Consider the following 26960-nt stretch of genomic DNA (forward strand, 5'->3'; position numbering starts at 1 on the left):
TTTCCTATACTCATCCAGGTTACCCTCAGCCTTCAGGTACTGCGCGTGTCCAAGATGATGGTCTTTACGGGGAACGCTAACCCCGATCTGGCTCGGCGTGTTGTACGTCAGCTGCATATCCCTCTCGGTGATATCTCTGTCGGTAAGTTCTCCGATGGCGAAATTACTGCCGAGATCAATGAAAACGTCCGCGGTAAAGATGTCTTCATTATTCAGCCGACTTGCGCTCCGACCAACGATAACCTGATGGAACTGGTAGTGATGGCTGATGCCTTCCGCCGCTCCTCGGCTACTCGTATCACTGCTGTTATTCCTTACTTTGGTTATGCCCGTCAGGATCGCCGTCCGCGTTCCGCACGTGTGGCTATCAGCGCGAAAGTCGTTGCTGACATGCTTACCGTAGTCGGCATCGACCGTGTTCTCACGGTTGATCTGCATGCTGACCAGATTCAGGGCTTCTTCGATATTCCGGTAGATAACATCTACGGCTCCCCGGTACTGGTGGATGACATTGAAGATCAGCGCTTCGAAAACCTGATGATCGTGTCTCCGGACATTGGTGGCGTCGTGCGTGCACGGGCTGTTGCCAAATCCCTGGGCGTGGATCTCGGGATCATCGACAAACGCCGTGAGAAAGCCAATCACTCTGAAGTGATGCATATCATCGGTGATGTCGAAGGGCGTACCTGTATTCTGGTCGATGACATGGTCGATACCGCCGGCACCCTGTGCCACGCGGCCAAGGCCCTGAAAGAGCATGGCGCTGCCAAGGTTTTCGCCTACTGCACGCACCCTGTGCTGTCGGGTCGGGCGATCGAAAACATTGAAAATTCCGTGCTGGACGAGCTGGTGGTGACGAACACCATCCCGCTGTCCGCTGCAGCACAAGCCTGTGCGCGTATCCGTCAACTGGATATCGCACCGGTAGTTGCCGAGGCGGTCCGCCGCATCAGCAATGAAGAATCGATCAGCGCGATGTTCCGTTAAGGGCCCTGCCCTTCTCATTACATCTCGTTGACGAAAAGCGCCCCGCCCCGACATTCCTGTCGGGGCGGGGCTTTTTTGCCCATATCGCCTTTAAGCGCTGGTCGCAAACGCTGGGGCGAATGTGGTTATTTTGGAGATACAACATGAACGATTTTACTCTGAATGCTGAAGTGCGTTCCGACCTGGGGAAAGGTGCGAGCCGCCGCCTGCGTCGTCTCGCCGCCCTGGTTCCAGCTGTTGTTTACGGTGGCGACAAAGCCCCTGAATCCATCAGCATGCTGGCCAAAGAAGTTGCCAAACTGCTCGAAAACGAAGCGGCTTACAGCCACATCATCGAGCTGAACGTTGGTGGCACCAAGCAAAACGTGGTAATCAAAGCTCTGCAACGTCACCCGGCCAAAGGCCACGTGATGCACGCTGACTTCGTACGCGTAGTTGCCGGTCAGAAACTGTCCACTATCGTTCCAGTGCACTTCATCAACGAAGAAGCGCCGGTCAAGAAAGGCGGCGAGATTTCGCACGTGACTTCGGAAATCGAAGTGTCCTGCCTGCCGAAAGACCTGCCTGAATTCATCGAAGTCGACCTGGCTAACGCCGAAGTCGGTTCGATCATTCACCTGTCTGACCTCAAAGCCCCTAAAGGCGTTGAGTTCGTTGCTCTGGCACACGGCGATGACAAGGCTGTTGCCAACGTTCACGCTCCACGTGTTGCTCCAGAAGCTACTGAAGGCGCAGCAGAGTAATTTCACTCTGTTCGCCGGAGTGACCGGAAACATCGCGGACTAGAGCGTAGCGAGAAAGCGGGCGAGAACGCGGAGTTTACATAATGGTAAATGAGCACTTGTCGTCCACTTTCGCCGCACTCCCTGATTGCGGTGATGTTATCCACCACTCCTAGGAAGGGCCCCTATCGTGACTGCCATCAAACTGATCGTTGGCCTGGGAAATCCAGGCGCTGAATACGAACAGACCCGGCATAACGCAGGGGCCCTTTTTGTTGAGCGCATCGCGCAAGCACAGGGTGTCAACCTTGTGGCCGATCGCAAATATTTCGGCCTGACCGGGCGCTATTCGCATCAGGGTCAGGATGTTCGTCTACTGATTCCCACCACCTACATGAACCGCAGCGGCCAGGCCGTCGCGGCACTTGCCGGCTTCTTTCGGATAAAGCCGGAAGAGATTCTGGTGGCGCATGACGAACTCGACCTGCCTCCGGGCGTTGCCAAGCTCAAACAGGGCGGCGGCCACGGCGGTCACAACGGGTTGCGCGACATCATCGCGCAACTGGGCAATCAGAATACCTTTCACCGCTTGCGGCTTGGCATCGGCCACCCGGGCGTTGCCAGTATGGTTTCAAATTTCGTCCTGGGTCGTGCGCCACGTGCCGAACAGGAAAAACTCGATGCCAGCATCGACTTTGCCCTCGGCGTGCTGCCGGATATCCTCGCCGGTGAATGGAACCGCGCGATGAAAAACCTGCACAGCCAGAAGGCCTGACTTTTACCCGAGGGGAAACACCATGGGATTCAATTGCGGCATCGTCGGCCTGCCTAACGTCGGCAAGTCCACCCTGTTCAACGCCCTGACCAAGTCCGGAATCGCGGCCGAGAACTTCCCCTTCTGCACCATCGAGCCGAACACCGGTATCGTGCCGATGCCGGATCCGCGCCTGGCAGCCTTGGCGGCCATCGTCAATCCCAAGCGCATCCTGCCGACCACCATGGAATTCGTCGACATCGCAGGCCTGGTGGCCGGCGCCTCGAAAGGTGAAGGTCTGGGCAACAAGTTCCTGGCCAACATCCGTGAAACCGATGCCATCGCCCACGTAGTCCGCTGCTTCGAAGACGAGAACGTGATTCACGTTTCCAACAGCGTCGACCCGAAACGTGATATCGAGATCATCGACCTGGAACTGATCTTCGCCGACCTCGACAGCTGCGAGAAGCAATTGCAGAAAGTCGCCCGCAACGCCAAGGGTGGTGACAAGGACGCCGTGGTCCAGAAAGGCCTGCTGGAACAATTGATCGCTCACTTCACCCTCGGCAAGCCAGCGCGCACGCTGATGAAGAACATGGGCGCCGATGACAAAGCGGTGATTCGTGGCTTCCATTTGCTGACAACCAAGCCGGTCATGTACATCGCCAACGTCGCTGAAGACGGTTTCGAGAACAACCCGCTGCTGGACATCGTCAAAGCCATCGCCGAAGAAGAAGGCGCCATGGTGGTTCCGGTCTGCAACAAGATCGAAGCCGAAATCGCCGAACTGGAAGACGGTGAAGAGAAAGACATGTTCCTCGAAGCCCTGGGCCTCGAAGAGCCTGGCCTGAACCGCGTGATCCGCGCCGGCTACGAGATGCTGCACCTGCAGACCTACTTCACCGCCGGTGTCGAAGAAGTCCGCGCCTGGACCGTCCGCGTCGGTGCTACCGCACCACAAGCCGCCGGCGTGATCCACACCGACTTCGAAAAAGGCTTCATCCGCGCCGAAGTCATCGCCTACGACGACTTCATCCAGTACAAGGGCGAAGCCGGTACCAAAGAAGCGGGTAAATGGCGCCTGGAAGGCAAGGATTACATCGTTAAAGACGGCGACGTGATGCACTTCCGTTTCAACGTGTAATAGGAACCGTGGATTTCCACGGACCTCGGTAATCTCAAAATCCCCGTAATCACTCGATGATACGGGGATTTTGCATATTGGGACCACCACCCTCCTCCATCCGCAGCCTGTCCGGCAACGCGGGGAACGCTGCCGGGTTATGCAAGAATAGTTTTATTGGCAATCACTACAGGGATGAAGAGCATGCCATTTCCTTTCGAACGTCATCTGGTTTTGCTTGATGTCATTGCCATCGGGTCCAGGATCGTCGCTGGGCATGAACGCTTGGAAAAGCATACCTCAGGCATGCCGCTCCAGGTCGCCAGCGTTGTCGTGAAGTGGGCACACAGGAATTTCAGCACGTGAGCCTGGATACAACCAAAGACGCCTCTTTCGCCTATCAGGCGGTGTACCGCTATCTCGTCGAGTTGATTGAGACCGCCAATTCGGAACGAGAGCAAAAACTACCGTCCCTGCGGCAACTGGCCCGGCGACTGAACGTGTCGGTGTCGACGACCAAGTACGCCTATTCGCTTCTCGAGGACGAAGGACGGATCTACGCCAAACCCAAGTTCGGATATTTCACCAAGGCGATGCCGGCACCTTTGTTGAACGAGGGCTCGCCCAACCTGCTGGACAACGTATTCTCCAACGCGCGCCAGCCGGGGATGCTGGCCCTAAGCAGCGACGCGCCGGCGATGCTGTTGTCGCTGGAAAACCCCTTGTTGATGATGGAACGCGAACTGGCCCGGCAATACCCGCGTTCCCATGCGCCACTCTATCAGCCGTTCGGCGAGCCCGAGTTACGCGGCGCCCTGGCCGACCGCTACACCAGTTCCACGCTCTGCTACTGGCAGGCCGAACATGTGTATATCGGCTCGGACCTGCGCAGTGTGCTGGAGTTGTCGCTCAGTGCCCTGAACCTGGATGGCACTGTGGCGCTGGTGGAATCACCGTGCTCGTGGGCGATCCTGCGCCAGTTGCAGGCGGCAAAGATTCGCGTGATCGAAGTGCCCCTCGGCGAGGATGGGCGTTTCAACCTGCCCGCACTCAATGAGCTGCTCAGGCGTGAGCCCATCCGGCTGGCGGTGCTGTCATCGACCGTAAATATTCCCCAAGGCAACCTGATGCCCGCGCAGGATAAGCAGCAGATCTGTCGCTGGTTGGCGGAACGGGATGTCTGGCTGTTCGAAAATGACAGCTATGGCGAGTTCTATTTTTCCGCCAACCCCTCCCGCTACCGCGACTTTGCCGATCCGGAGAAGCTGCTGGTGTTCTCGACCTTCGACAAGATCATCGGCTCGGAAGCGCCTTATGGTTATGTACTGTGTCGCCGACACGGGCCTCAGCTGCACCGGCTATTCCTGGAGCGGGCATTTCGTCTGTCGCCGATTCGTCAGAAAGCCATCGCCAAACTCTTCAGCTCCAAGCGCATCGACCAGCATCTGATGGTGCTGCGGGCCATGCTGCAGGACCGGATGAAACGGATGCAGGCTTTGCTGGAAGAACACGGTGATGGCCAGTTGCAAGTTGTCGCCCCGCAAGGCGGCGCGACCTTCTGGCTCGAGGCCAGGCACTCGGTGGATATGCGCCGGGTGTTCGAGCGCTTGCTGGCCCAGCGCATCGTTATCGCCCCCGGGGAAATCTTCAGCCAGCAGGGGGCCTGGCGGCATCATGTGCGCCTGAGCTACACCCTCGATTGGAGCAAGGACATTGCCCAGGCCCTGAAGAAGCTCGCCCAGGCGATCAGCGAAGAGTCCTAGCCATGTTTAGAGCCCATAGCAATGCCGCGATTCAGGGAATCGGCCATCGCGCACTTCTTCGGCAAAACGTTCACAAGCGTCGCGAATCACCGCGCCGACATCGGCGTACTGTTTGACGAAGCGCGGCACCTGCTCACCGCCCAGACCTAGCACGTCTTCGGTCACCAGCACCTGGCCGTCGCAGGCCGGTGAGGCGCCGATACCGATGGTGGGCATTTTCGAGTCCAGGGTGATTTGCCGGGCCACGCCTTCGGCCACACCTTCAAGCAGCAGGCTGAAGGCTCCGGCCTCGAGGTTGGCCCGAGCATCTTCGGCAATGACTGCGCCGGTTTCGGCGGTCAGGCCCTGGGCCTTGAACCCTCCCATGACATTGACGAACTGCGGCATCAGCCCGACGTGGGCCATGACCGGAATACCGCGCGCCACCAAAAACTCGATGGTGCTCGCCAGGGCCTTGTTGGCCTCCAGCTTGACGGCATCGCAACCGGTGCGCGCCAGTACCTGGGCGCAATTGCGAAAGGCCTGCTCGTTGGATTCCTGATAGCTGCCAAAAGGCATGTCGGCGATGACACAAGACAGTCGTGTGCTGTCGACCACGGCCCGGGTATGGCCGATGATTTCTTCGAGCTGCATGCTCAGCGTCGAGGCCCGGCCATAACCGACCATTGCAGTAGAGTCACCGACCAGGATGAAGTCGACGATAGGGTCGATCAGCCTGGCAATAGAGCTGGAGTACGCCGTCAGGGATACGATTTTCTGTTGGCCCTTCATCGCGACCAACTGCGGAACCGTCAATCGTTTGGTACGGGTATGAATGCTCATAAGTGTCTTCCTGTGATGATTGAAAACCCCACGGGATGGGGCGTCGGTCATTACAACCAGTCTTTCTCCCATTCACGCCAGGCCTCATGGTCCTGGCGGATTCTGTCGGCGCTCGGGTGCACCAGGAATACGGCACCCGGCGAGCTGTTGAGGTCGATGGTCGGTGTCTTCTGGCGACCGTCGGTGAAACGAAAGCGCGCGCTGTGAAAGCTCGGCAGGGCTTCCAGGTGCTTGCGTACATCGAACTGGGCGAAGGCGCCGCTGTGGCGGGCGATCAGGTTCATCCCCCGGGCGTGCTGCTGCAGGCGATAGCGCTTGGGAAAGGACGCCAGCCGTGCCGGTTCGAGGTAGCTGGTGCAGGTCAACGCCACCTGATCGTTGCCGGTGGCCGCTTGCAGCGCGGGCGGATTGGCCAGTCCGGAAAGACGGGCACCGGTTTCCAGCAGGCGCGGGCCTCGAGCCGTGAGGATCACTTCGGTATGGGCCGGGCCATGGGTGATGGCCAGGGCGTCGAGCACGCCTTCGACGTAGTCGACCAGTGCATCAAGCTCCGGCGCATCGGCGGGCAGCAGGTCTTCACGGTCGTAGATCTTGCGACCGTCGGCGCTCAACGTCTTGGTGCATTTCCAGACATCGGTGATCCAGTGCTCGCCCTGATGGCTGACACTGTTGATGACGTACTCGTCGCCTTCCAGGTATTCCTGCAGCAGCAGCGCCCGGTTGCTGCGCATCATCAGGTTGGTTGCGCCGAGAATGCAGTCGATGGCCGCCTGCAACTGTACGGCATCGTGGCAGATGAACACGTTATCGGAACCTGCGCTGTCCAGTGGTTTAGCCACCACCGTCGATTTGCCCCGCGCGTTGAACCAGGCCAGCGCCTCTGCGCTTGAGGCGGTACGCAGCTGCGCCGCCACCGGCAAACCTGCAGCGGCGACCTGTTCGGCCATCAGCGATTTGTCACGACGGGCGGCGGAGTATTCAGGATCATTGCCGGGCAGGCCGAGACGGGCCGCCAGCAAATCCGCCAACTCCACACCGAATTCACTGCCGGTCAACACCGCCGCCGGCGCCTGTGCCGCGAGCTTCTCCAGCAGCGGTTCAAGACCTTCCTCATGCACGCCGTAGTGCTCGCGGAACAGTGATTGCGGACAACTTGCGGCAAAGGCCGGGGGCATGTCGTTGCGCGAACGCACGTGCAGCAGCGGGCGATGCTCCGCCAAAGCCTGGGCCAGCAGCGCGCCGGTGGAATAGGCGTCGACCAGGATCAGCGGCGCCAAGGTGGAGTCAATGCAAGGGTTGGTCATAACGGCTCACCGTGTAATGCAACATCTGGAACAACTCGGACGAGCTGATACCCGGTCCGATCGAAGAAAGGCCGCAGCTCTGCGGCAACGGAAGGCCACCAACATTGCCCCAGCGCAAGGCGCCGTGCTCGTCAATTCGGGTGGTGGCGCGGCCGGGGTTGTCGGGGTGCAGGCAGTAAGGAATGTCGAGCCGCCCACGGGCGAAGGCCTGGAGCAACGCAACGCCGATATCGGGGTGCAGGTCCAGCACGCTTTCCACCAGTTGCCGCGCCTCGAACAACACTTCCTGGCGATAGCCTTCACTGGCCGGGTCGACCTCCAGCGTGTTGTCAGCGGCGACTTCGGCCGCCATCGACAAGGCTTCGAGGTTGTCCGCCACCGATGGGATCTGCCGGGATTCGGCAACGGTCTTGACGATCAGGCGCTCGCACCCGGCGGCCTGTGTCAGGCGTGCACTGTCATAGATCAGGCGGCGAGCACCGTGACCGGTGGTGGGAAAGACGCCCATGTAGGAATACACCACGACATGCCAGTGGGCGCCGTCCAGATAGTCAGCAGCCAGTTCGCGCAGGGCCTGCAACGCCCCGAAATCCTGAGCCATGGACGTGCCCTGGGCGTAGCTCAGCGAGACACTGCGGATGCCCTGCTGGCGAAAAAACAGGGCCTCAAGCAACGTCATGGCGATCAACATCGACGGCGGGCACAACTGGCCCAGCAAACAACCGCCGAAGCTCTCGATGTGGCCATGAGGGGTGGCATCGGCCAGCAACTGGCAACTCTCTGCCCAAGCCTCGACCGCCCGAGCCAGTGGCAAGCGACTGTAGGGCATGCAATAGGACACAGGGCCGCCTTCGGTGGCATCAAGCCCGAGGGCCGCCAGCCGCTTGAAAACATTCTGCGGTTGAGCCGTGCCATGGCGGACCTGGATCGGGAACGACGGGCCATAGAGCCCGTCGAGCATACCCCGCACCGCTTCCAGCGGATGGCTGATGATCGGGAAACCGTTCAGCAGGCTGTCGCTGTTCAGGCACTGCAGCGCGCTCTGGTAATCACCGACCCGGGTGTAGCTGTCCAGGGTGATGGTCCCGATCGTGGCACAGGGCAACCCGGCCACCGCGGCCAACCCGGCGCGCATCGGCGCCAACCCACCGAAGCCCATGCGCGGTTGCACCACCAGTTCGCGCCGTTCCCGGGCCTGCTCGATGAAGCGCTGGAAATGACCTCCTGTCATGTTCATCACTCAGCGTCCCGACACCAGTTCGACCACGTTTTCACCCGTGGCAGGGTCGAAACGTGTTATCCGCCCCTTGTGCGGATCACCGGCGCGAACCCGGGCGATCAGGCTGCTGTCGCTGTCGAAATCGATCTGCTGATGGGCGTACAGGCTGCGCAGCGCCGGCAATGGCAAGCCGCTGACCTGATTCAGCCAGAGGCTCAGGGCACTGTCGTGGCGACTACCGGCCAGCACCAGGTGAAGGTCCTCCAGATCTGCCAGGCGCTGAGGGTGACAGGCGGTGATGAAGCTCGACAGCTCGCGTCCACGATCAACGAAGGGCGCGAACTGCAGGCAGGTCAGCTGTGTCTCGTCGAGCCCGAACGCCTCGCTGGCGAAGCGGTTCGCCAGCGCCCGACGCGCATCCTTGCCTTCGGCACCGGCGTAGGCCGACATTGCCAGGTCGATCAGGCGCTGGGGCATTTCCTTTTTGCGCATCAGGCCCTGGGCCAGTTCCAGGTATTCGCTGATACCGTCGTGGTAATGACGGCCCTGCACGTATTGCGCCTTGAGTCCGCGAAAGTGCGCCATCAGCATGGGGTTGGCGCAGTCCGATTCGGTGAAGCTGAACGCCAGCTCTTCGAAACGGAAATCGAGAAACTCGGTAATCAGTTCCCAGTGGTCTTCCACCCGGTAGCTCACCAAGTCGTAGATGCTGATGAAGTCCGGGTCGGCGCTTTCGCTGCCGCTGGCCACCCGACGTTCAGCCCGCTGCTCGTCGAAGCCCTCGCCGAACAGTTCGACGAAATACACCTGGGCCACGCCATCGAGCGCCTGGAGCAGGCCGCGAAAACCTTGGCGCCGACACTCGTCGACGTTCAGCCCCAAACGTTGGGCCAGACGCATGATCCAGGTGAAGTAATGCTTCTGTTCCTTGCGCGAATCACCGGTGACCACGGCATCGACGCCGCCCTGCCACCAAGCCGCGCGCCCGTAGAAGTCGGCGACCGCCAGGTTGCAGCTGTTGCAGAACGTGGGGCGGCCGTCGCCGGCGGTACGATGACCATTCATCAATACGTCGAAACGGTTCATCGCGCGCACCTGCTCAGGGAACGGCAAGTGACGTTCGAACGGTCGGATCTGCTGGTGATCGACCACCAGCATCTCGACCCGGGGATCGTCATACAAGTGCAGGGCCCGGTAGACCCGGTCGATGTTCGCCATGACCGCGTCCGGGACTCCGGCGTGGCGCATATTGGCAATGCGCAGGAAGAAGGTGCGACCGTGTAATACGTTCAGGTGCAGTTGCACGGCGCGAATCAGCGACACGGTGTAGGAACTGTCCTTGCCGCCGCCGTAAGCCACCATCAGCTTGTAGTCCGCGAGCCCGTCAAGACCGCTGGCGGCATCGATCAATCGCTCGCCCAGGGTGGCGACGGCACGCCGGTCCACCGCGCTGAGGTAGCTATTGAGCTCGCCGAGCAAGGAGGCGTCGGCCATTTCAGGGGTAATGGCGATGTTCATACCGGTTCAGCCTGGAAGTGAAAGTTGTTGATCGCATGCTGGATGTCGTACTCGATATCCGCTTCGCTCGCGTCGGTAAAAATGAAGCGACCGCTGTGCAGCGCGTCATAGCTGCCGCCAGCTTCGAGGATCTGCCCGGGCCGGGGCAGCAATTCTCGCCAGAGCGAGTTCAGGTGTGGGCGCAGCGATTGCGCCTCGATCACCCGGCACGGCAATTGCGCCGGTTTGGGGACGACCAGCCAGCCGCCGCTGGGGTCAGCCGGGATCGTCGGCAAGGGCACCTGTTCACCGGCCAGCCCCTTGAGCCAATGCTCATAGAGGTTCACGCCGAAGACTTTGTTGATCAGGTGTGGCACCTCGGCGCCGCCCACCCTGGCTCCCACTTCGAGGAACACCAGCGAGCCATCCGCCTCGACGAATATTTCCAGGTGAAAGGCGCTGCTGCGCAGGTTCAATGCCCGCAGGCAAGCCTCGCTGAAAGCCTGGATCCGGGTACGCAGCTCCGAGGATTGCAGGATCACTGACCCCAGTGGCTTGGCGCTGGCGAAGTCCAGGCAACTGTTGATATAGCGCGACACCACCTGGAACGGCACCGCGCCGCTGTCATCGGTGAAACCGTCGATGTGATAGGTCTGGCCCTGGATGAAGGCCTCGACCTCATAGCGCCCCAGGTCCACTTCGCTGAGTATCGCGCACAGGGCTTGGGCGCCCTCGACCTTGACGACGCCGATGCTGGCGGCGCCATCCACCGGTTTGACGATCACCGGATAGCCGACCGCATCGGCGAAGTCCAGCGCCTGCTGCACGTCATCGCAGCGAACGAACGGTGGCACCGGCAAACCGTGTTCCTGGAGTACTTCTTTCATTCGCGCTTTGTCGCGATAGACCGCCACCTGCTCGGGCCCGTGGCCAGGAATGTGCAGGGCTTGGCGTACCCGCGCCACGATCTCCAGCGTGAACTCCGACAGCGCAATCAATTGATCCACGGGGCCGACGCGGTCGATGACTTCCTGAACGCCCGCCAGCAATTGGGGGTACTGATTGACGTCATCGACCTGTACCAAGTGGGCGATATGGTCGCGGGGGGCCAGCACACCCTCGGCACCAGGGCCGTCGACCACATAGCTGATCCGGTGCCGCTGATGATCGAAGAACTCTTCGTAGCGGGTCAGTTCATTGTCCCAGCGATTGGGGTCCTGGAAGCGCGGCCAGCGATTGACGATAACGATGTGCATCGATTCGATCCTGTGAAAAATAAAAAGAGGGCTGGACTCAGGTCCAGCACGGCGCCGTGCCGGTACCCAGGACGAGCGCAGGTTTCGAGCGCTCGAGAGTATTGAGATAGTTTTCGAAGTGCTCGATGGCGTCGGGGCCTATGAACACTTCGTTGAAACCGGCGGCCAGCAGCTCTTGGCGAACCGCCCGCGTCTGGTCTTCCGAGGTGGTCAACTTGCCGCCGATGACACAAGGCAGATCCGGATGTTGCTGGCGCACTTGGCGAATCAGCTCTAACCCCTGGAAATGCCCATGACCATTGACGCTACTGACCACCAGCAATTGCGTGCGCCGCAGCTCCAGGGTGGCGAGAACCACCTCCACCGGGGTGCAACTGCCGAGGTTCTTGACGTTGAAACCGTGCTCCGCCAGCCACAGCTGCAGATAAACCAGGTTCCACATGTGCGAATCCGATTCGACGGTTGCTATCAGGCAGTGTTGTGATCCTTTCATTGCGTTGCCTCCATGGCTGAGGGGGGAAAGTCCAGGGCGGCGCGAAACCGCCGGGTGGTCAGGTTGAACAGCAAGGCACCCGGGATGGTGAGCAGCAGCGCGATAGCCAGAATCAACGTCTGGACCCCATATTCATGGCCGATGCTGGCGGTCAGAAGGCCACCCAATGGGTAGGACAGCAGGTTGACCAGGTAGAACGGGCCCATCACCTTGCCCAAATGGTCGGCGGCAATCGCCTTGATGCGCTGGGTTCGGTTAAACACGTTGAACAAGGCGCAGCCGGCCATCGCCAGGAGAAAACTGATGGCATAGAGCACCACGCCACTGGCCAGGCCCATGCAGATCAGGCCCAGGCAAAGCAAGGCAAAACCCAGTGTGCCTAGACGGTAGATCGACATCCGCGCCAGCAGCCTTGGCACCAAAATGAAATTGAGCAGGCCCAGTGCACCGGCGCCAGCGTTCATCAAACCGAAGACCCCGTCGGCGGCGCCAAATACACCACTGATGACAAAGGCGTTGGCGCTCAGGACGCAGGCGAAAGCCAGGTTGATGGTGAAGTTGAGCAGTGCCAGGGACAGGACCGGCGGATTGTTCAACAACAGACTCCAGCCCAGAGCCAAGTCCTTGCGGATGCTTTTCGGCGGGCTGGCTGACTGGGTATTGGGGAGGCCTTTCCAGCACACACCGGCCACGGCGAATGCCAGCGCCGCCAGACCCAGAAGCAGGCGCTTGTCGGCGTACATCGCCAGCAGTGCCGCCAATGCCGGACCCAGCGCCATGGCCAGCAGCTCCATGTTTTGCACCAGGGACTGGCAGTGGGCCAGGCGTTCGGGGCCGGCGATCAGCGGTACGCTCTTTTCCACCGCCATGCGCACCGGAGCCATCAGCAGCGAGAGCACGATGCCGTTGCCGATCAGGGCCCAGACAGTGAGCGCTGGCGCATACCAGCAGACCCCGACGGTCAACCCCAGGCTCAGCGCCCGCGCGGTATTGGCGTGGCGGAACAGCAGGCGCCCGCCGAAGCGGTCCGCCAGCAATCCGGCGAACGGATAAGCCAGCAGTGCCGGTAGCCATTCCAGAGCAAACGCCACACCGGAGTAACGGACATTGCCGGTGAGCTGGAAGATCAACAACGGTACTGCGAACAGCACCGTTTGTTCCGCCAGCAAGGCGAACAGCAGGCCGGCACCGAAACGGCGCAGCCGGACGGTTTCATGCATGCTGGCTTTCCAGTTCTGCCTCAAGCTTGCGCAGACGTGGCAATACATGGCGGCAGAAACCGCGCATTTCGTCACGGGTAGGCCAACCGGAAAAGATGAACTCGCTGACTCCTACTTTTTTGTATTCCAGCAAATACTCGGCAACTTCCTGATAGCTGCCGACCACGCACAGTGCCGGACCGCCACGATAGGCCACAGCACCGGACCAAAGCATTGGCGACAGCCAATCGTGCTCGGCCTTATCGGCCAGGTGGAACGAGGTCTTGACGGCTTCGGAGTCGCAACGTCCGACGAACTGACGAACCCATTCGCGATGCTGCTCATCGGGGTTTTCCATCATGCTTTCAACAGCCGACAGAGCTTCCTCGCGGGTTTCGCGAGCCAGCACGTGCATGCGAATCCCCACCGAGCAACCGGCCTCGAGCACTGCCCGGCTGGCCTCGGCAATACCTTGCGGCGTGTCACCGTAGCGTAACCAGCAATCGCTGTGTTTCACGGCAATCTGCTGGGCGATCTCCGAAGCGCCGCTCAGATAGATGTGTGGGCGTTCGTTGTCTTTGTACGGCAACCCCAATTGCGCTTGCTCGATACGGTAATGAGCGCCGTGATGGGTCAGGGGTGTTTCGCCTTTCCAGAAACGATGCAGGATCTCGAGGAATTCGCTGGTGCGTTCATAACGTCCGTCGTGGGCCACGAAGTCGCCATAAAAGGCTTGCTCATCAGGGGAAATACCGGCGACCAGGTTCAATGCGATGCGCTTGTCGGACATCCACGACACGGTATTGACGATCTGCGTGAACAGCGTCGGCGGCAGCAGGCCGGGGCGATACGCCAGGATGAATTTGACCCGGCTGGTCTCGCGCACCAGGGCGCCGATCATTGGCAGTGGGTCGGGCATGTGGTAGCTGATGCCCATCAGCAACGAGTCGATCCCCAACTCATCGGCTTCCTGGGCGAAGTCGACGATGCCGGCAAAGTCCAGGGCGCCGGTGTTGTATTTCTCGGAAGCCTTTTGTTGACCGCTATCGAGCGGTGAGCACCAGTGGATACGCAACGCGGGCATGGTTTTTCTCCAGAGCAGCGCCTGCCGCCGCCTGAAGGGCGGGGCAGCGCAAAAAGTGACGGTGGGTCAGAACAGGAAGCTGGTGCCGACAGTGCGGTCGAACAGCGCGACATCGCGGATACGGCGCTTGCCGCAGATGAATTTCAGCAGTCGCTCGATCCCCAGCCCGCCGCCGGCGCTCGGGGGGAGCAAGCCGCGCTTGGCGACTTCGAGGTAATTGGCGAAGGGCGCAAGGTCCATCGACAACTCTTCCATGCGGTAGATGATCTGCTCGTACTCGAACTCACGTTCGGCACCAGACAGCGCTTCGCCATAGCTATCGGGATAGATCAGGTCGTAGTTGTTGTACTGGCCGCGCTTGCCGGGTGTTTCACGGTCATAGAATTCCCGGCGGTAGTTGGTGACGAAGAACGGCGTGTGGGCCTTGGCCGACATGATCTTCTCGAAGTCGTCGCCATACTCGGCGCGCAACTCGTCCGAGCTGTAGATCGGAAAATTCGTGTCGTAGTGCGGCAGATGGCGGTTGAGGTGGGCCAACTGGGCCGAGCAGTGTTGCCTGACTTCGGCGAAGGTGTGCTTGATCAAGCCTTCGATCAGCGCCATGACCTGGTGCATGTTGCCGTCACGTATTTCGAAGTCGAATTGGGAGAATTCCAGCAAGTGGTTCTCCGAATCCTTGATCTCGGCTTTTTCCAGGCGAATGTTCGGCGCCACGATAAAAATCTTGCCGTGCCCCCTGGCGGTCAATGCCAGCTGTTTATGGAAGATCATGCTGGCGGTCAGTTTCAGGCGCCGCGTTTCGTATTGAAGCTCTGCGGGGTACACCGCATGGTTTAACGGATCGGTGATGGGCGACATGAGGATGGGCATCAACTGTTTGAAGTCGCGCTCCAACAAATACTGTTGCAATGCCTGCAGCACGCGACCGCGGATAATCGCAATCGCTTCAACGTCCGGGTGATTAAAATCGTCGAAATTACGCTGAATTTCTTCCATGTTGCGCTCAATATCCAAGGAGAGGAAGTGCCCGATTATTGGTTAAACGCAAGAAAACTCAATGTACAGATTTGCCCTAAAAAGCAACCCAGATGCATTGTCTGGTTGTCCCGACCGGTAATTGGATGGACCATTGCCGGCTAGATACCTGATGGCATTATCGAATGCTGTTTCAGACGCGAACTTTCATGAGTACCTGTTCAGAGTCCCTTTATGACGGCCCCTACTTATCCACAATCCGGTCGCTTTTCCCGGTCTGACTACAAGACCCTGGGCCTGGCGGCGCTAGGTGGTGCGCTGGAAATCTACGATTTCATCATCTTTGTGTTCTTCGCCCTGACCCTCAGCCAGCTGTTCTTTCCACCTGAAATGCCGGAGTGGCTGCGCTTGCTGCAAAGCTTCGGGATTTTCGTCACCGGCTATCTGGCACGCCCGCTGGGCGGCATCCTGATGGCGCACTTTGCGGATCGGGTGGGACGCAAGCGGGTGTTCAGCCTGAGCATCCTGATGATGGCTCTGCCCTGCCTGTTGATCGGGATCATGCCGACCTATGAACAGATCGGTTACTGGGCTCCCTTGATCCTGCTGCTGTTGCGAGTGCTGCAAGGTGCCGCGGTGGGCGGCGAGGTGCCGAGCGCCTGGGTGTTCGTGGCCGAGCATGCCCCGGTCGGGCATCGGGGCTATGCCTTGGGAGTGTTGCAGGCCGGATTGACGTTCGGCTATTTGCTGGGAGCCCTGACCGCGACCCTCCTGGCGCGGATCTACAGCCCCGCCGAGATCCTCGACTTCGCCTGGCGTTACCCCTTCCTGCTCGGCGGTGTATTCGGGGTGATCGGGGTCTGGCTGCGGCGCTGGCTGAGCGAAACCCCAGTGTTCATGGCCTTGCAGGCGCGACGCGAGATGGATGCGGAGCTGCCATTGCGGACGGTGTTGCGCGATCACCGCACCTCCATCCTGCCGGCGATGCTGTTGACCTGTGTGTTGACGTCGGCGGTGGTGGTGCTGGTGGTGATCACCCCGACCGTCATGCAGAAAAGCTTCGGCATGAGTGCCAGCCATACCTTCGCGCTGAGCAGCCTGGGCATTGTGTTCCTGAATATCGGCTGTGTGCTGGCGGGGTTACTGGTCGACCGGATCGGCGCCTGGCGCGCGGTACTGGTTTATAGCCTGCTGCTGCCGGTAGGGACGGCGCTGCTCTACACCAGCCTGATCAGTGGCGGCTACTGGATCAGCGTGGCCTATGCCGTGGCCGGCCTGACCTGCGGCGTAGTGGGCGCGGTGCCGTCGGTGATGGTGAGTTTGTTTCCGGCACGGATCCGGGTGTCCGGCATCTCCTTTACCTACAACATTGCCTACGCACTCTGGGCCAGTACCACGCCGCTGCTGCTGATCGGCCTGATGCCGTGGAGCCCTTGGGTTTGCGTAGGCTATTGCGTAATCATGGGTGCCGTCGGGGCGCTCATGGCATGGTTCTACGGTTTGCGCTCATCGTCCCCGGCTGACGTTTCGGTGGTGCCAGGCGCTTGAGCCTGGCCCTTTCGCGCCGCCGCTCGCGGCGCTTGCCTCTGAATATCAAAGGACGGTTATCGGCATGAGCTGCGTCAACGATTTGCATGATCTTTCGGCGGTTCAACTGTTGGTGTTGTTCGCCAGCAAGGAGCTGTCGCCGCTGGAGTATTACGACCATTTGCTGGCCCACATCGAGCGCTGGGAACCCCATATCAACGCGCTGTACGCCTTTGACCCGCAACGGATCCGGGAACAGGCGGCCGCCGCCAGCGAGCGCTGGAGCCGGGGCCAGCCCCGCGCAATGCTCGATGGTTTGCCCGTGACGCTCAAGGAGTTGATCGCGACGCAAGGCGACTGCATTCCCCTGGGTTGCGCCGCTACCGAATCGACCCCGGCCACCGTCGACGCGCCACCGGCGGCGCGGATGCGTGAGGCCGGGGCGATTGTCCTGGGCAAGACTACGGTGCCGGACTACGGCATGTTGTCGTCGGGGCTGTCGAGTTTCCACGGTGTGACACGCAATCCCTGGAACCTGGCGAACAATCCCGGTGGCTCCAGTGCCGGCGCGGCGGCGGCGGCAGCGGCCGGCTATGGCCCACTGCATGTCGGCACCGACATCGGCGGTTCTGTCCGTTTGCCCGCAGCCTGGTGCGCGCTGGTGGGGTTCAAGCCGACACTCGGGCGCATTCCCATCGATCCGTATTACACCGGCCGTTGCGCCGGGCCCATGACCCGCAACATGGACGACTGCGCACTGATGATGCGCTACCTGTCCCGCCCCGATGCGCGGGATGCCACCAGCCTGCCACCGGAACAAGGCGATTGGGCACTGGGATGGCTGTCGGTCCAAGGGCTGAAAATCGGCCTGATGCTCGACCCCGGCTGTGGCATTCAACCGGACGAACAGGTGTGCTCGGCGGTCCGGGAAGCGGCTCGCCTATTTGAAAGCCAAGGCGCTCAGGTACGTCATATCCAGCCACTGATGGATCGCGCCGTGCTCCAGGGCCTGGATCATTTCTGGCAGGCGCGACAGTGGAGTCAGTTGCAGGCCCTGAGCCCCGAGCGGCTGGATCAGGTCTTGCCCTACATACGCGACTGGGCGGCGGCCGCCGAACATCTGACCGCCGTGCAGGCAGTCGAGGGGTTCAACCAGACGTTCGAAATCCGCCGCCGGGCAGCCGAAGTCTTTCAAGATGTCGACCTGGTGTTGTCGCCGACCAACCAGGTCAGTGCCTTTGCGGCTGAATGGGCTTCGCCCACCAATGACCCGCGGCGGCCGTTCGAGCACATTGTTTTCACCGTGCCATGGAACATGGGCGAGCAGCCGGCGCTGTCGATCAACTGTGGCTTTACCGACCAAGGCATGCCGATCGGCCTGCAGATGATTGCCCCGCGTTTCGCTGATCAGTGGTTGCTTCAGCTCGGCAAAACCTATGAGAACTGGCGCGGCACGATTCGGCACTGGCCCAGCCCGCCGCCTCGCTGAAGTGTTTTTCGCCCTGTGGGAGCGTGGCTTGCCCGCGAAGAACGATAACGCGTAATCGCTGAAAAGCCGCGCTGCACTCTTCGCGGGCAAACCTCGCTCCCACAGGATTTTTGTCGCTCAAATTTCTTCAACGACAGCATTAGCGACGTGCGCCTGCTTTTTTCCTCCAGAGACTTATGGAAATGGATTTTCGTGTACTTCTGATGGCCGGCAGCGCCATCGGCAGCCCTTTGATTGCCACCGCGGCCGAAACGCTGGCCACGCAAGCCGAGGCCCCGGGTTTTATCGACGGCAGCCATTTGGGGCTGAACTTGCGCCATTACTATGCCAACCAGCACACCCGACGTTCTACCTATCTGGTTATCAAGAAAGCCGATGGCCTGGAGCGGACCCGCATTCGCGAAACCTGGGTGCAGACCGCAATGCTCAACTACAGCTCCGGGTATACCCAGGGGCCGATCGGCTTCGGGATAGACGCCTCATTGTTCAGCGCGATCAACCTGGAGCGCGGACATGGGCGCGTCGCCAATGGTGGCGATCGGGTGCTGGTGGACAGCGACGGCGATGCTGTACCGACCTGGAGCCGCTTGGGGGTGGGTGATCTGCGGCTGCGTTTTTCCAGCACTGAAATCAAGGCTGGTCGCTTGCTCACCGACAACCCGATGCTGCGCTACAAGGACAATCGCGCCCTGCCCTCGAGCTTTCAGGGCGTGGGCCTGTTCAGCAACGAACTCGATTGGCTGTCATTGCAGGCCGGCAGCTTCGAACGGGCGATTCCACGCACCGGTACCGGCAGCGAGAAACTCACCACCACCTTCGGCAACCGGGCGTATTCGGGGTCGCGTATTTCCTACCTCGGCGGGCTGGCCAAGAGCCCATACGGCCTGGACGTCAGCCTCTACGCTTCACGCTTCGAGGACATGTGGCAGCAGACCTATCTGGGGTTGACCCAGTTGATCGGGGATCGGCGTCAAATCGCGCTCAAGACCGCACTGAATTACTACCATACCGAGGATCAGGGCGAGCAGCGCCTGGGCTATATCGACAACGACGCCTTCAGCCTGGCATTCACCGCATCGCATCTGGCCCACAGCCTGACCCTGGCCTGGCAGCAGGTGTTCGGCGACGAGTATTTCGATTACGTCTGGGAGTCCACGGGCAATTACATGGCCAACTCGTTGTACTCGGACTACAACGGCCCGAACGAGAAGTCCTGGCAACTGCGCTACGACCTGGACCTGGCGTCCTTTGGAGTCCCAGGCCTGACTACCAGCCTGTGGCACGCCAAGGGCTGGGACATCGACGGCACCCATTACAGCGGCGACCGTAACGGGCGCAATACCGGTTACAACGTGCGGGGCCTGGACAATGCCAAGCACGATGAAAACGGTTTAATGGTGGCGTACGTGGTGCAATCCGGCGCGCTGAAGAATGCGGTGTTTCGCACCATCGTCTACAACCATCGCGCCACGGGCGGGCAGATTGATGGTAGCTACGACGAGTTCCGCCTGGTGGCGAATTTGCCGTTGCGGATTTTTTGAGCTGCCATCGTGGGAGCCTCTGTGGCCAGGGGGCTCCCACATCGGTTGGTTCAGGCTTTTTTGGTTCTGGGCAGGAAGATCGCCAACACCCCCAGCAACGGCAAGAACGAACACAGGAAGTACACGTACTCAATGCCGTGAATATCCGCCAGATGCCCGAGTAGCGCCGCACCAATCCCGCCAAAGCCAAACATCAGTCCGAAGAACACCCCTGCAATCATCCCGACGTTACCCGGCACCAGTTCCTGGGCATATACCACGATCGCCGAGAACGCCGAGGCGAGGATGAAACCGATCACCACGCTTAGAACGCTGGTCCAGAACAGATCAACGTGGGGCAGCATCAGAGTGAACGGTGCGACGCCGAGGATCGAGAACCAGATCACCGCCTTGCGCCCGATCTTGTCGCCGATCGGCCCGCCGAAGAAGGTCCCCGCCGCTACTGCACCGAGAAACAGGAACAGGTGCAGCTGCGAGCTGGCCACCGACAGGTCAAATTTTTCAATCAGGTAGAACGTGAAGTAGCTGGTGAGGCTGGCCATGTAGAAATACTTGGAGAACACCAGCAACCCGAGCACCACCAGTGCGCTGGTTACCCGGCCTTTCGACAAGCCGTGAGTCGCTGCCTGACCTTGTTTAAGCTTGAACAGATTCAGATGGTTGGTGTACCAACGACTGATCCGATACAGCACGAACAGCGCAAACAGCGCGAACAGTCCGAACCAGGCCACATGGCCCTGACCATAGGGAATGATGATCGACGCCGCCAGCAACGGCCCGAAAGCCGACCCCGCATTGCCGCCGACCTGAAACGTCGACTGCGCCAAGCCGAACCGCCCACCCGAAGCCAATCGCGCCACCCGAGAAGCTTCCGGGTGAAAGGTCGATGAGCCGACACCGATCAACCCCGCCGCCAGCAGAATCATCGGGAAGCTACCGACCACAGACATCATCAGAATGCCGATCAATGTGCAGACGGTACCGGCCGGCAACAACCAGGGTTTGGGATGACGATCAGTGTGATAACCGACCCATGGCTGCAACAGCGAGGCCGTCAGTTGAAAGGTCAGGGTGATCAGACCGATCTGGGTGAACGTCAGGCCATAGCTGGCCTTGAGCATCGGATAGATCGACGGCAATACCGCCTGAATCAGGTCGTTGATCAAATGCGCCAGCGCCACCGCGCCGATGATGCGCATGACCAGCGGGCTGCTTTGTGAAGCGGCGGGCGCCGACGTAGCGGCGGACTGCGTGTTGCTGATAGCCATGAGAGTTTCCGTACTGCGGATGGGTGCGCGCTGGCAGGTCGGTCAATGTGCCATTTTTCGGTGCAGGTGCGCCATCCCCTTAGCCTGCTAACGACTTCAAAAAAGAAGGTGATAGCGCAAAGCCATGGTCTGAATCTTGCCTTGTTTATCCGCTTCAACGCGGCCCCTTACAAAGGGAACCGAGAATGGGAAGTTTCGCTACAGAGTCGGCCTACAGAGCGGACCAAGGTGAACTTTCGAGGCCTTTTAGCAGGGCACAAGTCGCGGTCGCAATGACCTCGACGCACGCCAATGGTGCGTGGTGTCCAGAGGAGTCATGGGGCATGCAGGCTTTTTTATCACCGGGGATCGGGCTGCTGGGGCGCTTCGGCTTCGCGCGCAAATTTCAGCTGCTGTTTCTGCTGTTTATCCTGCCACTTGCGGGCAGCCTGTGGATGATCGGTCAGGATTATCGTGACAAGTTGAACCTGATCTCCGGCGAGCGCGCCGGGGTTCGTCAATTGCTCGCCCTCGATGCGCTCGACAATCTGCTCGCCGCCCAGCGTGACCGCGCCGCTCGTTGGCGCGCCACCGAAACCAATCGCCAGCCGACACCCGCAACCATCGCTGCAATGGCAGCGTTCGACGCGGTTCAGCCGGCCGTGGCTCAAGCCACAATGGACCTGGGCAATGCCCTGAAAACCGAAGGTGCCGAGGACCAAACTCTCACCCGCTATCAGGCCCTGCAAACCGCGCTCACCGGCCTGGATACGAAAAGCTTGAGCAGCGTCGGTTGGTGGCCGGACGGCTACGATCGCTTCACTAATGCCTTGAGCGCCCTGCAAGCCCTGCGCGAACAAATCGCCATGGACAATCGCCTGACCCTGGCGCCATGGCTGGAAACATATCTGCTGACGCAGATCTCCACTCAACACGCACCGGACCTGATTGAACGGGTCGGGCGCCTCGCCGCGGTCGGTCAGGCATCGGTGGTGTCCGGGCAGTTCACCCTGCAAAGCCGCCTGCAACTGCGGGACTTGCGCAGCCGCATCGGCGATGCCCGGGAACAGCTGGTGAAAACCGCCAGCCTGCTGGAAGCGCGCCTGCCCAGTGCCTTGCAAATCTGGGCCGGGCAATACCACGACAGTCTCAAGCACCTGGACGCCGGTTTGAAAGTGCTGGACGAGGGCGTCTTCGGCGGCAGCATCAACCTCAAGCCGGAAGACTTTGAACGCAGCCTCGACGCCCTCCTCGGCGACCTCGCCTCGTTGCGTCAGCAATCGTTGGTTTCTCTGGATCAACGGCTGGATTACTACCACGGCTCGGCCATCCGCCAGTTCATCCTGGTGGCGACGATTTTTGGCTGCCTGCTACTGGCCGCGCTGTACCTGTTCATCTGTCTGCAGGCTTCAATCCGTCGCAGCGCCAGCGGCATTACGCTACTGGCCGAAGCACTGCGTGACGGCAACCTGAGCCTGCAAGTGCCGGTGCAGGGCCGCGACGAACTGGCGGCGATCAGCACTGCCCTGAATGTCGCGGTAGTGCAACTGCGCAACAGCCTGCTGGGGGTCGATCACGAAACCCTACAACTGAGCAACGCGGTGCGCACCCTCAACGATCACTCCAGCGGCGCTCTCGGCGAAGTCGAGGCTCAGCAATTGCAAATCAGTCAGATCGCCGCTGCGGCCACGCAACTGGCGGCCACTTCTCAAGGAGTAGCCCAGAGTTGCGAACAGGCCTCAGGCAGCGCTCAGCACACCCAGCGTATTGCCGCCGACAGCAGTCGTGACAGCCAACGCACGACAGCGAGTATTCAGCAGCTCAATCAGCGCTTGAACGACACCGCGGCGGCACTGGGTCGGGTCAGCGAGCAAGGGCAGCAGATTCAATTGGTGGTCGATACCATTCGCGGTGTCGCCGAGCAGACCAACCTGCTGGCCCTCAACGCCGCCATCGAGGCCGCACGGGCCGGCGAGCAAGGTCGTGGCTTTGCCGTGGTGGCCGATGAAGTGCGCAGCCTGTCGCAACGCACCCAATCGTCCACCGCACAAATCGCCGGCACCGTCGACAGCCTGCGCAGCACCGTCAACGAAGCGGTAAGCCTGATGGAAGCCGCCTGCGGCCAGGCACAATCGGATGCGCAAGCCGTCACCGGTCTCGGCGAGCGCCTGGGGGAAATCGCCAGCGCAGTGCAGAGCGTCACCGACACCCTGGCGCAGATCGCTACCGCTGTCGAAGAGCAAGCGAGCACTGCCGATGAAGTCAGCGGCAACATCCAGCAAGTCGATCAGGCCGCGCTACGCTTGCTTGAAGGCGCCCGGGCGGTGAACCTCGCGGCAGACACCTTAAGCGAGGGCAGCAAGGCCTTGAGTGCAAATACCGGGAGATTTCAGCTCAAATGACGCCCTCCCCTGGCACGATTTTTCGGGCCAGGGGGATAAGCGGTTGAAAGTGTGGAGAAATATTTTAAATTTACGCTTGACGCATCTTTGTTCCAGGTGAATAATGCGCGCCACTTGGCTACATAGCTCAGTTGGTTAGAGCATAGCATTCATAATGCTGGGGTCCGGGGTTCAAGTCCCTGTGTAGCCACCAAGTACCGGTTTACAGACATCTACTGAAGTCTATAAGCCATACAAGAAGCCCGCCTAGTGCGGGCTTTCTTGTGTCTGGAACATTCGTTTTGCTTCTCGCCCATGTACTGGGTCGCGCCTCAGCGGAACTGCCGGATGCTCGACTTGCCTACACCCGGGATCTTCGACTTCAGTAAAAAACTCTCGACGATACCACCCCGAACGCATGGAGATTCGTCACGAACATATCGTTTTTCTTCTCAGGCGAAATTCAGGACATCCACCACCATCCTCTCACTGCGGAGTTTCGACGATATCAGTATGTTTTTTTGCCATTTGAAAAGCCGTAATGGCACACTGAACCTTGCACCGGCAGCATGAAACCTCATCCGCAAAATCCCCAAGACATAACTTGATACAATTTAACGCTTCACAAATCACGCTTCAGAAATATTGTTTGGTGCCAATATCGCATCAAATGATCCTAACAACAGGACTAATCAAGAATGAGCGCTAGTATTAATATTCGTGACTTTGATGAGTGTCGCAATATTCATAAAGGCGCTGTTTTTATTGTAGCCTCGGGAGGGTCTGCCAAAGACTTTCATCCTGAACAATTCGCAGATGTCCCCATGATCACAATGAATGGGGCAATCTCGAAGTTTATCGGGACTGGCGTCAAGCCTTTTTTCTATGCCTGTACCGATAAAAATTTTTCCGAGCAGCAGCCGGAACTGTTCTCCCAAGCCTTGCTTCTTAGTGAGCGAGTTGCCTTGTGGGAGGACCAGGTTCAGCAACTATCGGTTGCGCCAAAAGGGGAAGTGTTTTTGCTGAACAAAGCGCCGAAGCTTTCTTGGGGCGAACTTATTGGTGTAGATAAAGACCTGATAAGAAATCGTAATTTTCTTAAGCGGCGCAATCGGCGCATCGGCTTCAGCAAAAATCTGAAACGAGGTTTTTTCGACGCACGCACTGTCGCCTATGTGGCTCTACAAATCGCTTATCACGCTGGTTTCAATAAGGTGGTAATGGTGGGGGTTGACCTCAATCAAGCTGTCAGTCGATTTTATGAGGAGAAAAACACCGTAGTTTCACCTTGCGGGTTGGATCAACATTTTCACACCAGGATTTTACCGTCATTCAAAATAGTGGCGAGAAAAGTAATCAGTGATCAATTCCAGGTCTACAATCTTTCCAACTCATCAAGAATTCCCGCCGACATTATCCCCCAGATACATTTGGATGATCTCGATGCCCACGTGTATGGCTTGGATTGCTCGAAAAAAGAAAAATCTTGTAAGTCTGTTGATTAACAGTCGAGCTCAAATGACTGTGTACCGCCAAGTACTGAAACGGCTTACCGAAAGGTAGGCCGTTTTTTATGCCTCGAGAAAAGTGGCAGGGGAAACCTGATTTGCACACCACGCCCTCGCTCGATAAAGTCCCCGGACATTTTATCCCATGGACGGAGTGCCCCGCGTGTTCTCAGCCTTCCACTTGAGTCGCTTTCGCCTGTCAGCTTTTTCGCTGATCGCCACCGCTTTAACCCTCGCCGCGTGTAATGCCCCGCCCTCTTCGCCGTCAGTCTCAACCCTGCCGGTCGCGCCAGAAATCGCCTCAGGTTATCGCACCGACCTGCAGACCCGGCACGCCTCGAAACACATGGCCGCGGCCGCCAACCCGCTGGCAGCCGAAGCCGGGCGGGAGATGCTGCGTGAAGGGGGTTCGGCGATTGATGCCGCCATTGCCATGCAAGCGGTATTGACGCTGGTCGAGCCGCAATCATCGGGTATCGGCGGTGGCGCGTTGATCGTGCTGTGGGATGGCAAGGCAGTGCGCACCTACGACGGTCGCGAAACCGCTCCGGCCGGCGCCACCGAAAAACTGTTCCTGCAAGCCGATGGCAAACCGATGCCGTTCACCCAGGCACAGATCGGCGGACGATCGGTGGGGACGCCAGGTGTATTGCGGGCACTGGAGCTGGCCCATCAAAAGCACGGTCGCCTGCCGTGGGCGAAGTTGTTCGAGCCCGCCATCAAACTGGCGGAACAAGGCTTCGCCATTTCGCCACGACTGCATCAGTTGATCGCGGCGGATGCGCTCATACAGCGTTCACCGGACATGGCCGCCTACTTTCTGAATACCGATGGCAGCCCGAAAGCCATCGGTACACCGCTGAAAAACCCGGCACTCGCCGCGGTGTTCAAGCGCATCGCCAAGGAAGGCCCCGATGCCCTGTACGAAGGGTCGATTGCAAAAGAGATCGTCGCCAAGGTTCAGGGCCACGCCAACCCTGGCAGCCTGTCGTTGAACGATCTCCAACGCTACAAGGCCAAGGAACGCGGGCCGCTATGCACCGACTACAAACGCTGGCAGGTCTGCGGCATGCCGCCACCGTCGTCGGGCGGGATCGCCGTGGCGCAAATTCTCGGCACCTTGCAGGCGCTGGAATCCCGCGACCCGCGTTTTGCCCTGGCACCACTCAAACCGGTCAAGACCAGCAAGCCGGCGGGCATCGAGCCGTCATCTGAAGCCGTGCATCTGATCGCTGAAGCCGAGCGCCTGGCTTACGCCGACCGAGCGCAGTATGTCGCCGACACCGACTTCGTACCCGTACCGGTAAAAGGTCTGATCGACCCGACTTATCTGGCCAGCCGCGCCTCCTTGATTGGCGACCGCAGCATGGGTCAGGCCAAACCCGGCACCCCTCCAGGGATTCAGGTTGCCTACGCGCCGGACCGCTCGCCGCTGCGCATCTCCACCTCGCAAGTGGTGGCGGTCGATGACGAAGGCGGCGCCGTGTCCATGACCACCACCGTGGAAGCAGCGTTTGGCTCGCACCTGATGGTCCAGGGTTTTCTACTCAACAACCAGATGACCGACTTCTCGTTCATTCCCGAAGAGAACGGGCAAAAAGTCGCCAACCGCGTCGAACCGGGTAAACGCCCGCGCTCATCCATGGCGCCCACGCTGATCTTCGATCGCCAGAACGGCGAGTTCCTGGCCACCATCGGCTCCCCCGGCGGCTCGCAAATCATCGAATACGTGGCCAAATCCACCATCGGTCTGCTCGACTGGAACCTCGACCCGCAAGCGGCCATCAGCCTGCCCAATTTCGGCAGCCGCAACGGCCCGACCGAACTGGAACAGGGTCAGTTCAGCACAAAGCTGATTCAGGCACTGAAGGACAAAGGGCACAACGTCAACGAGATCGACATGACCAGCGGGACTCAGGCGATTGTTCGGGTCAAGGATGTGCAGGGAAAAGCGGCGTTGGCCGGCGGAGCCGATCCCCGGCGTGAGGGGGAAGCGTTAGGGGATTGAGTCGTACGCAGAGATGTGAAAAGGCTTACCGGGAGGTAGGCCTTTTTTTATTAGCGAAGAA

Annotated in this window: 21 protein-coding genes and 1 tRNA gene; 12 read left to right on the plus strand and 10 right to left on the minus strand. The window is 59.8% G+C overall.

Annotation, left to right across the window (positions count from 1 at the left end; all coding sequences use genetic code 11):
- The first annotated feature begins 45 nt into the window (after positions 1-45).
- The 5 genes from MMG91_RS25520 (at position 46) to MMG91_RS25540 (ending at position 5349) form a co-directional block, all read left to right on the plus strand.
- Positions 46-987: a ribose-phosphate pyrophosphokinase gene (locus MMG91_RS25520; RefSeq protein WP_003171603.1), complete on the plus strand. Its 942-nt coding sequence runs from the start codon at positions 46-48 to the stop codon at positions 985-987.
- Between the two features lie 143 nt (positions 988-1130).
- The gene (locus MMG91_RS25525) at positions 1131-1730 is read left to right on the plus strand and encodes a 50S ribosomal protein L25/general stress protein Ctc (RefSeq protein ID WP_310661077.1); all 600 of its coding nucleotides are present in this window, start codon (positions 1131-1133) and stop codon (positions 1728-1730) included.
- 169 nt (positions 1731-1899) lie between these two features.
- Complete coding sequence (pth, locus tag MMG91_RS25530; RefSeq protein WP_008074178.1) at positions 1900-2484, plus strand: aminoacyl-tRNA hydrolase; 585 nt, start codon at positions 1900-1902, stop codon at positions 2482-2484.
- 22 nt (positions 2485-2506) lie between these two features.
- Positions 2507-3607, plus strand: a complete 1101-nt coding sequence (ychF, locus tag MMG91_RS25535; RefSeq protein WP_305446884.1) for a redox-regulated ATPase YchF — start codon at positions 2507-2509, stop codon at positions 3605-3607.
- A gap of 341 nt (positions 3608-3948) precedes the next feature.
- Positions 3949-5349: a PLP-dependent aminotransferase family protein gene (locus tag MMG91_RS25540; RefSeq protein WP_370694676.1), complete on the plus strand. Its 1401-nt coding sequence runs from the start codon at positions 3949-3951 to the stop codon at positions 5347-5349.
- Between the two features lie 6 nt (positions 5350-5355).
- Here MMG91_RS25540 and panB read toward each other — a convergent pair whose 3' ends face one another.
- The 9 genes from panB to MMG91_RS25585 form a co-directional block, all read right to left on the minus strand.
- Positions 5356-6171, minus strand: coding sequence for a 3-methyl-2-oxobutanoate hydroxymethyltransferase (panB, locus tag MMG91_RS25545; protein WP_305503262.1), 816 nt, complete (start codon positions 6169-6171; stop codon positions 5356-5358).
- 50 nt (positions 6172-6221) lie between these two features.
- Positions 6222-7475 carry an ATP-grasp domain-containing protein gene (locus MMG91_RS25550; RefSeq protein WP_310661078.1) on the minus strand — a complete coding sequence of 418 codons (1254 nt, stop codon included), beginning with the start codon at positions 7473-7475 and terminating at the stop codon, positions 6222-6224.
- The gene (locus MMG91_RS25555) at positions 7456-8712 is read right to left on the minus strand and encodes a methylaspartate mutase (protein WP_305503265.1); all 1257 of its coding nucleotides are present in this window, start codon (positions 8710-8712) and stop codon (positions 7456-7458) included. Before MMG91_RS25555 ends, MMG91_RS25550 begins: the two co-directional genes overlap by 20 nt.
- Before the next feature lie 3 nt (positions 8713-8715).
- Positions 8716-10212 carry a hypothetical protein gene (locus MMG91_RS25560; protein ID WP_310661079.1) on the minus strand — a complete coding sequence of 499 codons (1497 nt, stop codon included), beginning with the start codon at positions 10210-10212 and terminating at the stop codon, positions 8716-8718.
- Complete coding sequence (locus MMG91_RS25565; RefSeq protein ID WP_310661080.1) at positions 10209-11447, minus strand: ATP-grasp domain-containing protein; 1239 nt, start codon at positions 11445-11447, stop codon at positions 10209-10211. Before MMG91_RS25565 ends, MMG91_RS25560 begins: the two co-directional genes overlap by 4 nt.
- Positions 11448-11484: 37 nt before the next feature.
- The gene (locus MMG91_RS25570) at positions 11485-11940 is read right to left on the minus strand and encodes a cobalamin B12-binding domain-containing protein (RefSeq protein ID WP_305425193.1); all 456 of its coding nucleotides are present in this window, start codon (positions 11938-11940) and stop codon (positions 11485-11487) included.
- Positions 11937-13160 (minus strand): MFS transporter, encoded by a 1224-nt coding sequence (locus MMG91_RS25575; RefSeq protein ID WP_305503268.1) that lies wholly within the window; start codon positions 13158-13160, stop codon positions 11937-11939. Before MMG91_RS25575 ends, MMG91_RS25570 begins: the two co-directional genes overlap by 4 nt.
- Positions 13153-14223 carry an LLM class flavin-dependent oxidoreductase gene (locus MMG91_RS25580; protein WP_310661081.1) on the minus strand — a complete coding sequence of 357 codons (1071 nt, stop codon included), beginning with the start codon at positions 14221-14223 and terminating at the stop codon, positions 13153-13155. The genes MMG91_RS25575 and MMG91_RS25580 overlap by 8 nt, the downstream gene beginning before the upstream one ends.
- A 66-nt stretch (positions 14224-14289) precedes the next feature.
- A complete protein-coding gene (locus tag MMG91_RS25585) occupies positions 14290-15219 on the minus strand; it encodes an asparagine synthetase A (RefSeq protein ID WP_310661082.1) in 930 nt (309 codons plus the stop codon).
- A 213-nt stretch (positions 15220-15432) separates the two neighbouring features.
- Here MMG91_RS25585 and MMG91_RS25590 point away from each other — a divergent pair, with 213 nt between their 5' ends.
- The 3 genes from MMG91_RS25590 to MMG91_RS25600 all read left to right on the plus strand — a co-directional run bounded on the left by MMG91_RS25590 (position 15433) and on the right by MMG91_RS25600 (position 19755).
- The gene (locus MMG91_RS25590) at positions 15433-16746 is read left to right on the plus strand and encodes an MFS transporter (protein WP_310661083.1); all 1314 of its coding nucleotides are present in this window, start codon (positions 15433-15435) and stop codon (positions 16744-16746) included.
- Positions 16747-16810: 64 nt separating this feature from the next.
- Positions 16811-18214 carry an amidase gene (locus MMG91_RS25595; protein WP_310661084.1) on the plus strand — a complete coding sequence of 468 codons (1404 nt, stop codon included), beginning with the start codon at positions 16811-16813 and terminating at the stop codon, positions 18212-18214.
- 203 nt (positions 18215-18417) lie between these two features.
- Positions 18418-19755, plus strand: coding sequence for an OprD family outer membrane porin (locus tag MMG91_RS25600; protein WP_305506923.1), 1338 nt, complete (start codon positions 18418-18420; stop codon positions 19753-19755).
- A 50-nt stretch (positions 19756-19805) separates the two neighbouring features.
- Here MMG91_RS25600 and MMG91_RS25605 read toward each other — a convergent pair whose 3' ends face one another.
- Complete coding sequence (locus tag MMG91_RS25605; protein ID WP_310661085.1) at positions 19806-21023, minus strand: MFS transporter; 1218 nt, start codon at positions 21021-21023, stop codon at positions 19806-19808.
- Between the two features lie 323 nt (positions 21024-21346).
- On the opposite strand from MMG91_RS25605, the gene MMG91_RS25610 reads away from it, so the two are divergent.
- The 4 genes from MMG91_RS25610 to ggt all read left to right on the plus strand — a co-directional run bounded on the left by MMG91_RS25610 (position 21347) and on the right by ggt (position 26899).
- The gene (locus MMG91_RS25610; RefSeq protein WP_310661086.1) at positions 21347-23404 is read left to right on the plus strand and encodes a methyl-accepting chemotaxis protein; all 2058 of its coding nucleotides are present in this window, start codon (positions 21347-21349) and stop codon (positions 23402-23404) included.
- A 116-nt stretch (positions 23405-23520) separates the two neighbouring features.
- Positions 23521-23597 (plus strand) — tRNA-Met (locus MMG91_RS25615).
- Between the two features lie 484 nt (positions 23598-24081).
- The gene (locus MMG91_RS25620; protein ID WP_310661087.1) at positions 24082-24888 is read left to right on the plus strand and encodes a lipopolysaccharide biosynthesis protein; all 807 of its coding nucleotides are present in this window, start codon (positions 24082-24084) and stop codon (positions 24886-24888) included.
- Positions 24889-25054: 166 nt separating this feature from the next.
- Entirely contained in the window at positions 25055-26899 is a 1845-nt protein-coding gene (ggt, locus tag MMG91_RS25625) for a gamma-glutamyltransferase (RefSeq protein ID WP_310661088.1), read from the plus strand.
- Positions 26900-26960 lie beyond the last annotated feature (61 nt).

It is taken from the genome of Pseudomonas sp. JL3, from assembly GCF_031570575.1.
Classification (GTDB): Bacteria; Pseudomonadota; Gammaproteobacteria; order Pseudomonadales; family Pseudomonadaceae; genus Aquipseudomonas; species Aquipseudomonas cucumis.

Coding starts and splice junctions, on each gene's coding strand:
- MMG91_RS25525 (WP_310661077.1), top strand. CDS start 1,131: ATGAACGATTTTACTCTGAATGCTGAAGTGCGTTCCGACCTGGGGAAA.
- ychF (WP_305446884.1), top strand. CDS start 2,507: ATGGGATTCAATTGCGGCATCGTCGGCCTGCCTAACGTCGGCAAGTCC.
- panB (WP_305503262.1), bottom strand. CDS start 6,171: ATGAGCATTCATACCCGTACCAAACGATTGACGGTTCCGCAGTTGGTC.
- MMG91_RS25550 (WP_310661078.1), bottom strand. CDS start 7,475: ATGACCAACCCTTGCATTGACTCCACCTTGGCGCCGCTGATCCTGGTC.
- MMG91_RS25555 (WP_305503265.1), bottom strand. CDS start 8,712: ATGAACATGACAGGAGGTCATTTCCAGCGCTTCATCGAGCAGGCCCGG.
- MMG91_RS25560 (WP_310661079.1), bottom strand. CDS start 10,212: ATGAACATCGCCATTACCCCTGAAATGGCCGACGCCTCCTTGCTCGGC.
- MMG91_RS25565 (WP_310661080.1), bottom strand. CDS start 11,447: ATGCACATCGTTATCGTCAATCGCTGGCCGCGCTTCCAGGACCCCAAT.
- MMG91_RS25570 (WP_305425193.1), bottom strand. CDS start 11,940: ATGAAAGGATCACAACACTGCCTGATAGCAACCGTCGAATCGGATTCG.
- MMG91_RS25575 (WP_305503268.1), bottom strand. CDS start 13,160: ATGCATGAAACCGTCCGGCTGCGCCGTTTCGGTGCCGGCCTGCTGTTC.
- MMG91_RS25580 (WP_310661081.1), bottom strand. CDS start 14,223: ATGCCCGCGTTGCGTATCCACTGGTGCTCACCGCTCGATAGCGGTCAA.
- MMG91_RS25585 (WP_310661082.1), bottom strand. CDS start 15,219: ATGGAAGAAATTCAGCGTAATTTCGACGATTTTAATCACCCGGACGTT.
- MMG91_RS25590 (WP_310661083.1), top strand. CDS start 15,433: ATGACGGCCCCTACTTATCCACAATCCGGTCGCTTTTCCCGGTCTGAC.
- MMG91_RS25595 (WP_310661084.1), top strand. CDS start 16,811: ATGAGCTGCGTCAACGATTTGCATGATCTTTCGGCGGTTCAACTGTTG.
- MMG91_RS25600 (WP_305506923.1), top strand. CDS start 18,418: ATGGCCGGCAGCGCCATCGGCAGCCCTTTGATTGCCACCGCGGCCGAA.
- MMG91_RS25605 (WP_310661085.1), bottom strand. CDS start 21,023: ATGGCTATCAGCAACACGCAGTCCGCCGCTACGTCGGCGCCCGCCGCT.
- MMG91_RS25610 (WP_310661086.1), top strand. CDS start 21,347: ATGCAGGCTTTTTTATCACCGGGGATCGGGCTGCTGGGGCGCTTCGGC.
- MMG91_RS25620 (WP_310661087.1), top strand. CDS start 24,082: ATGAGCGCTAGTATTAATATTCGTGACTTTGATGAGTGTCGCAATATT.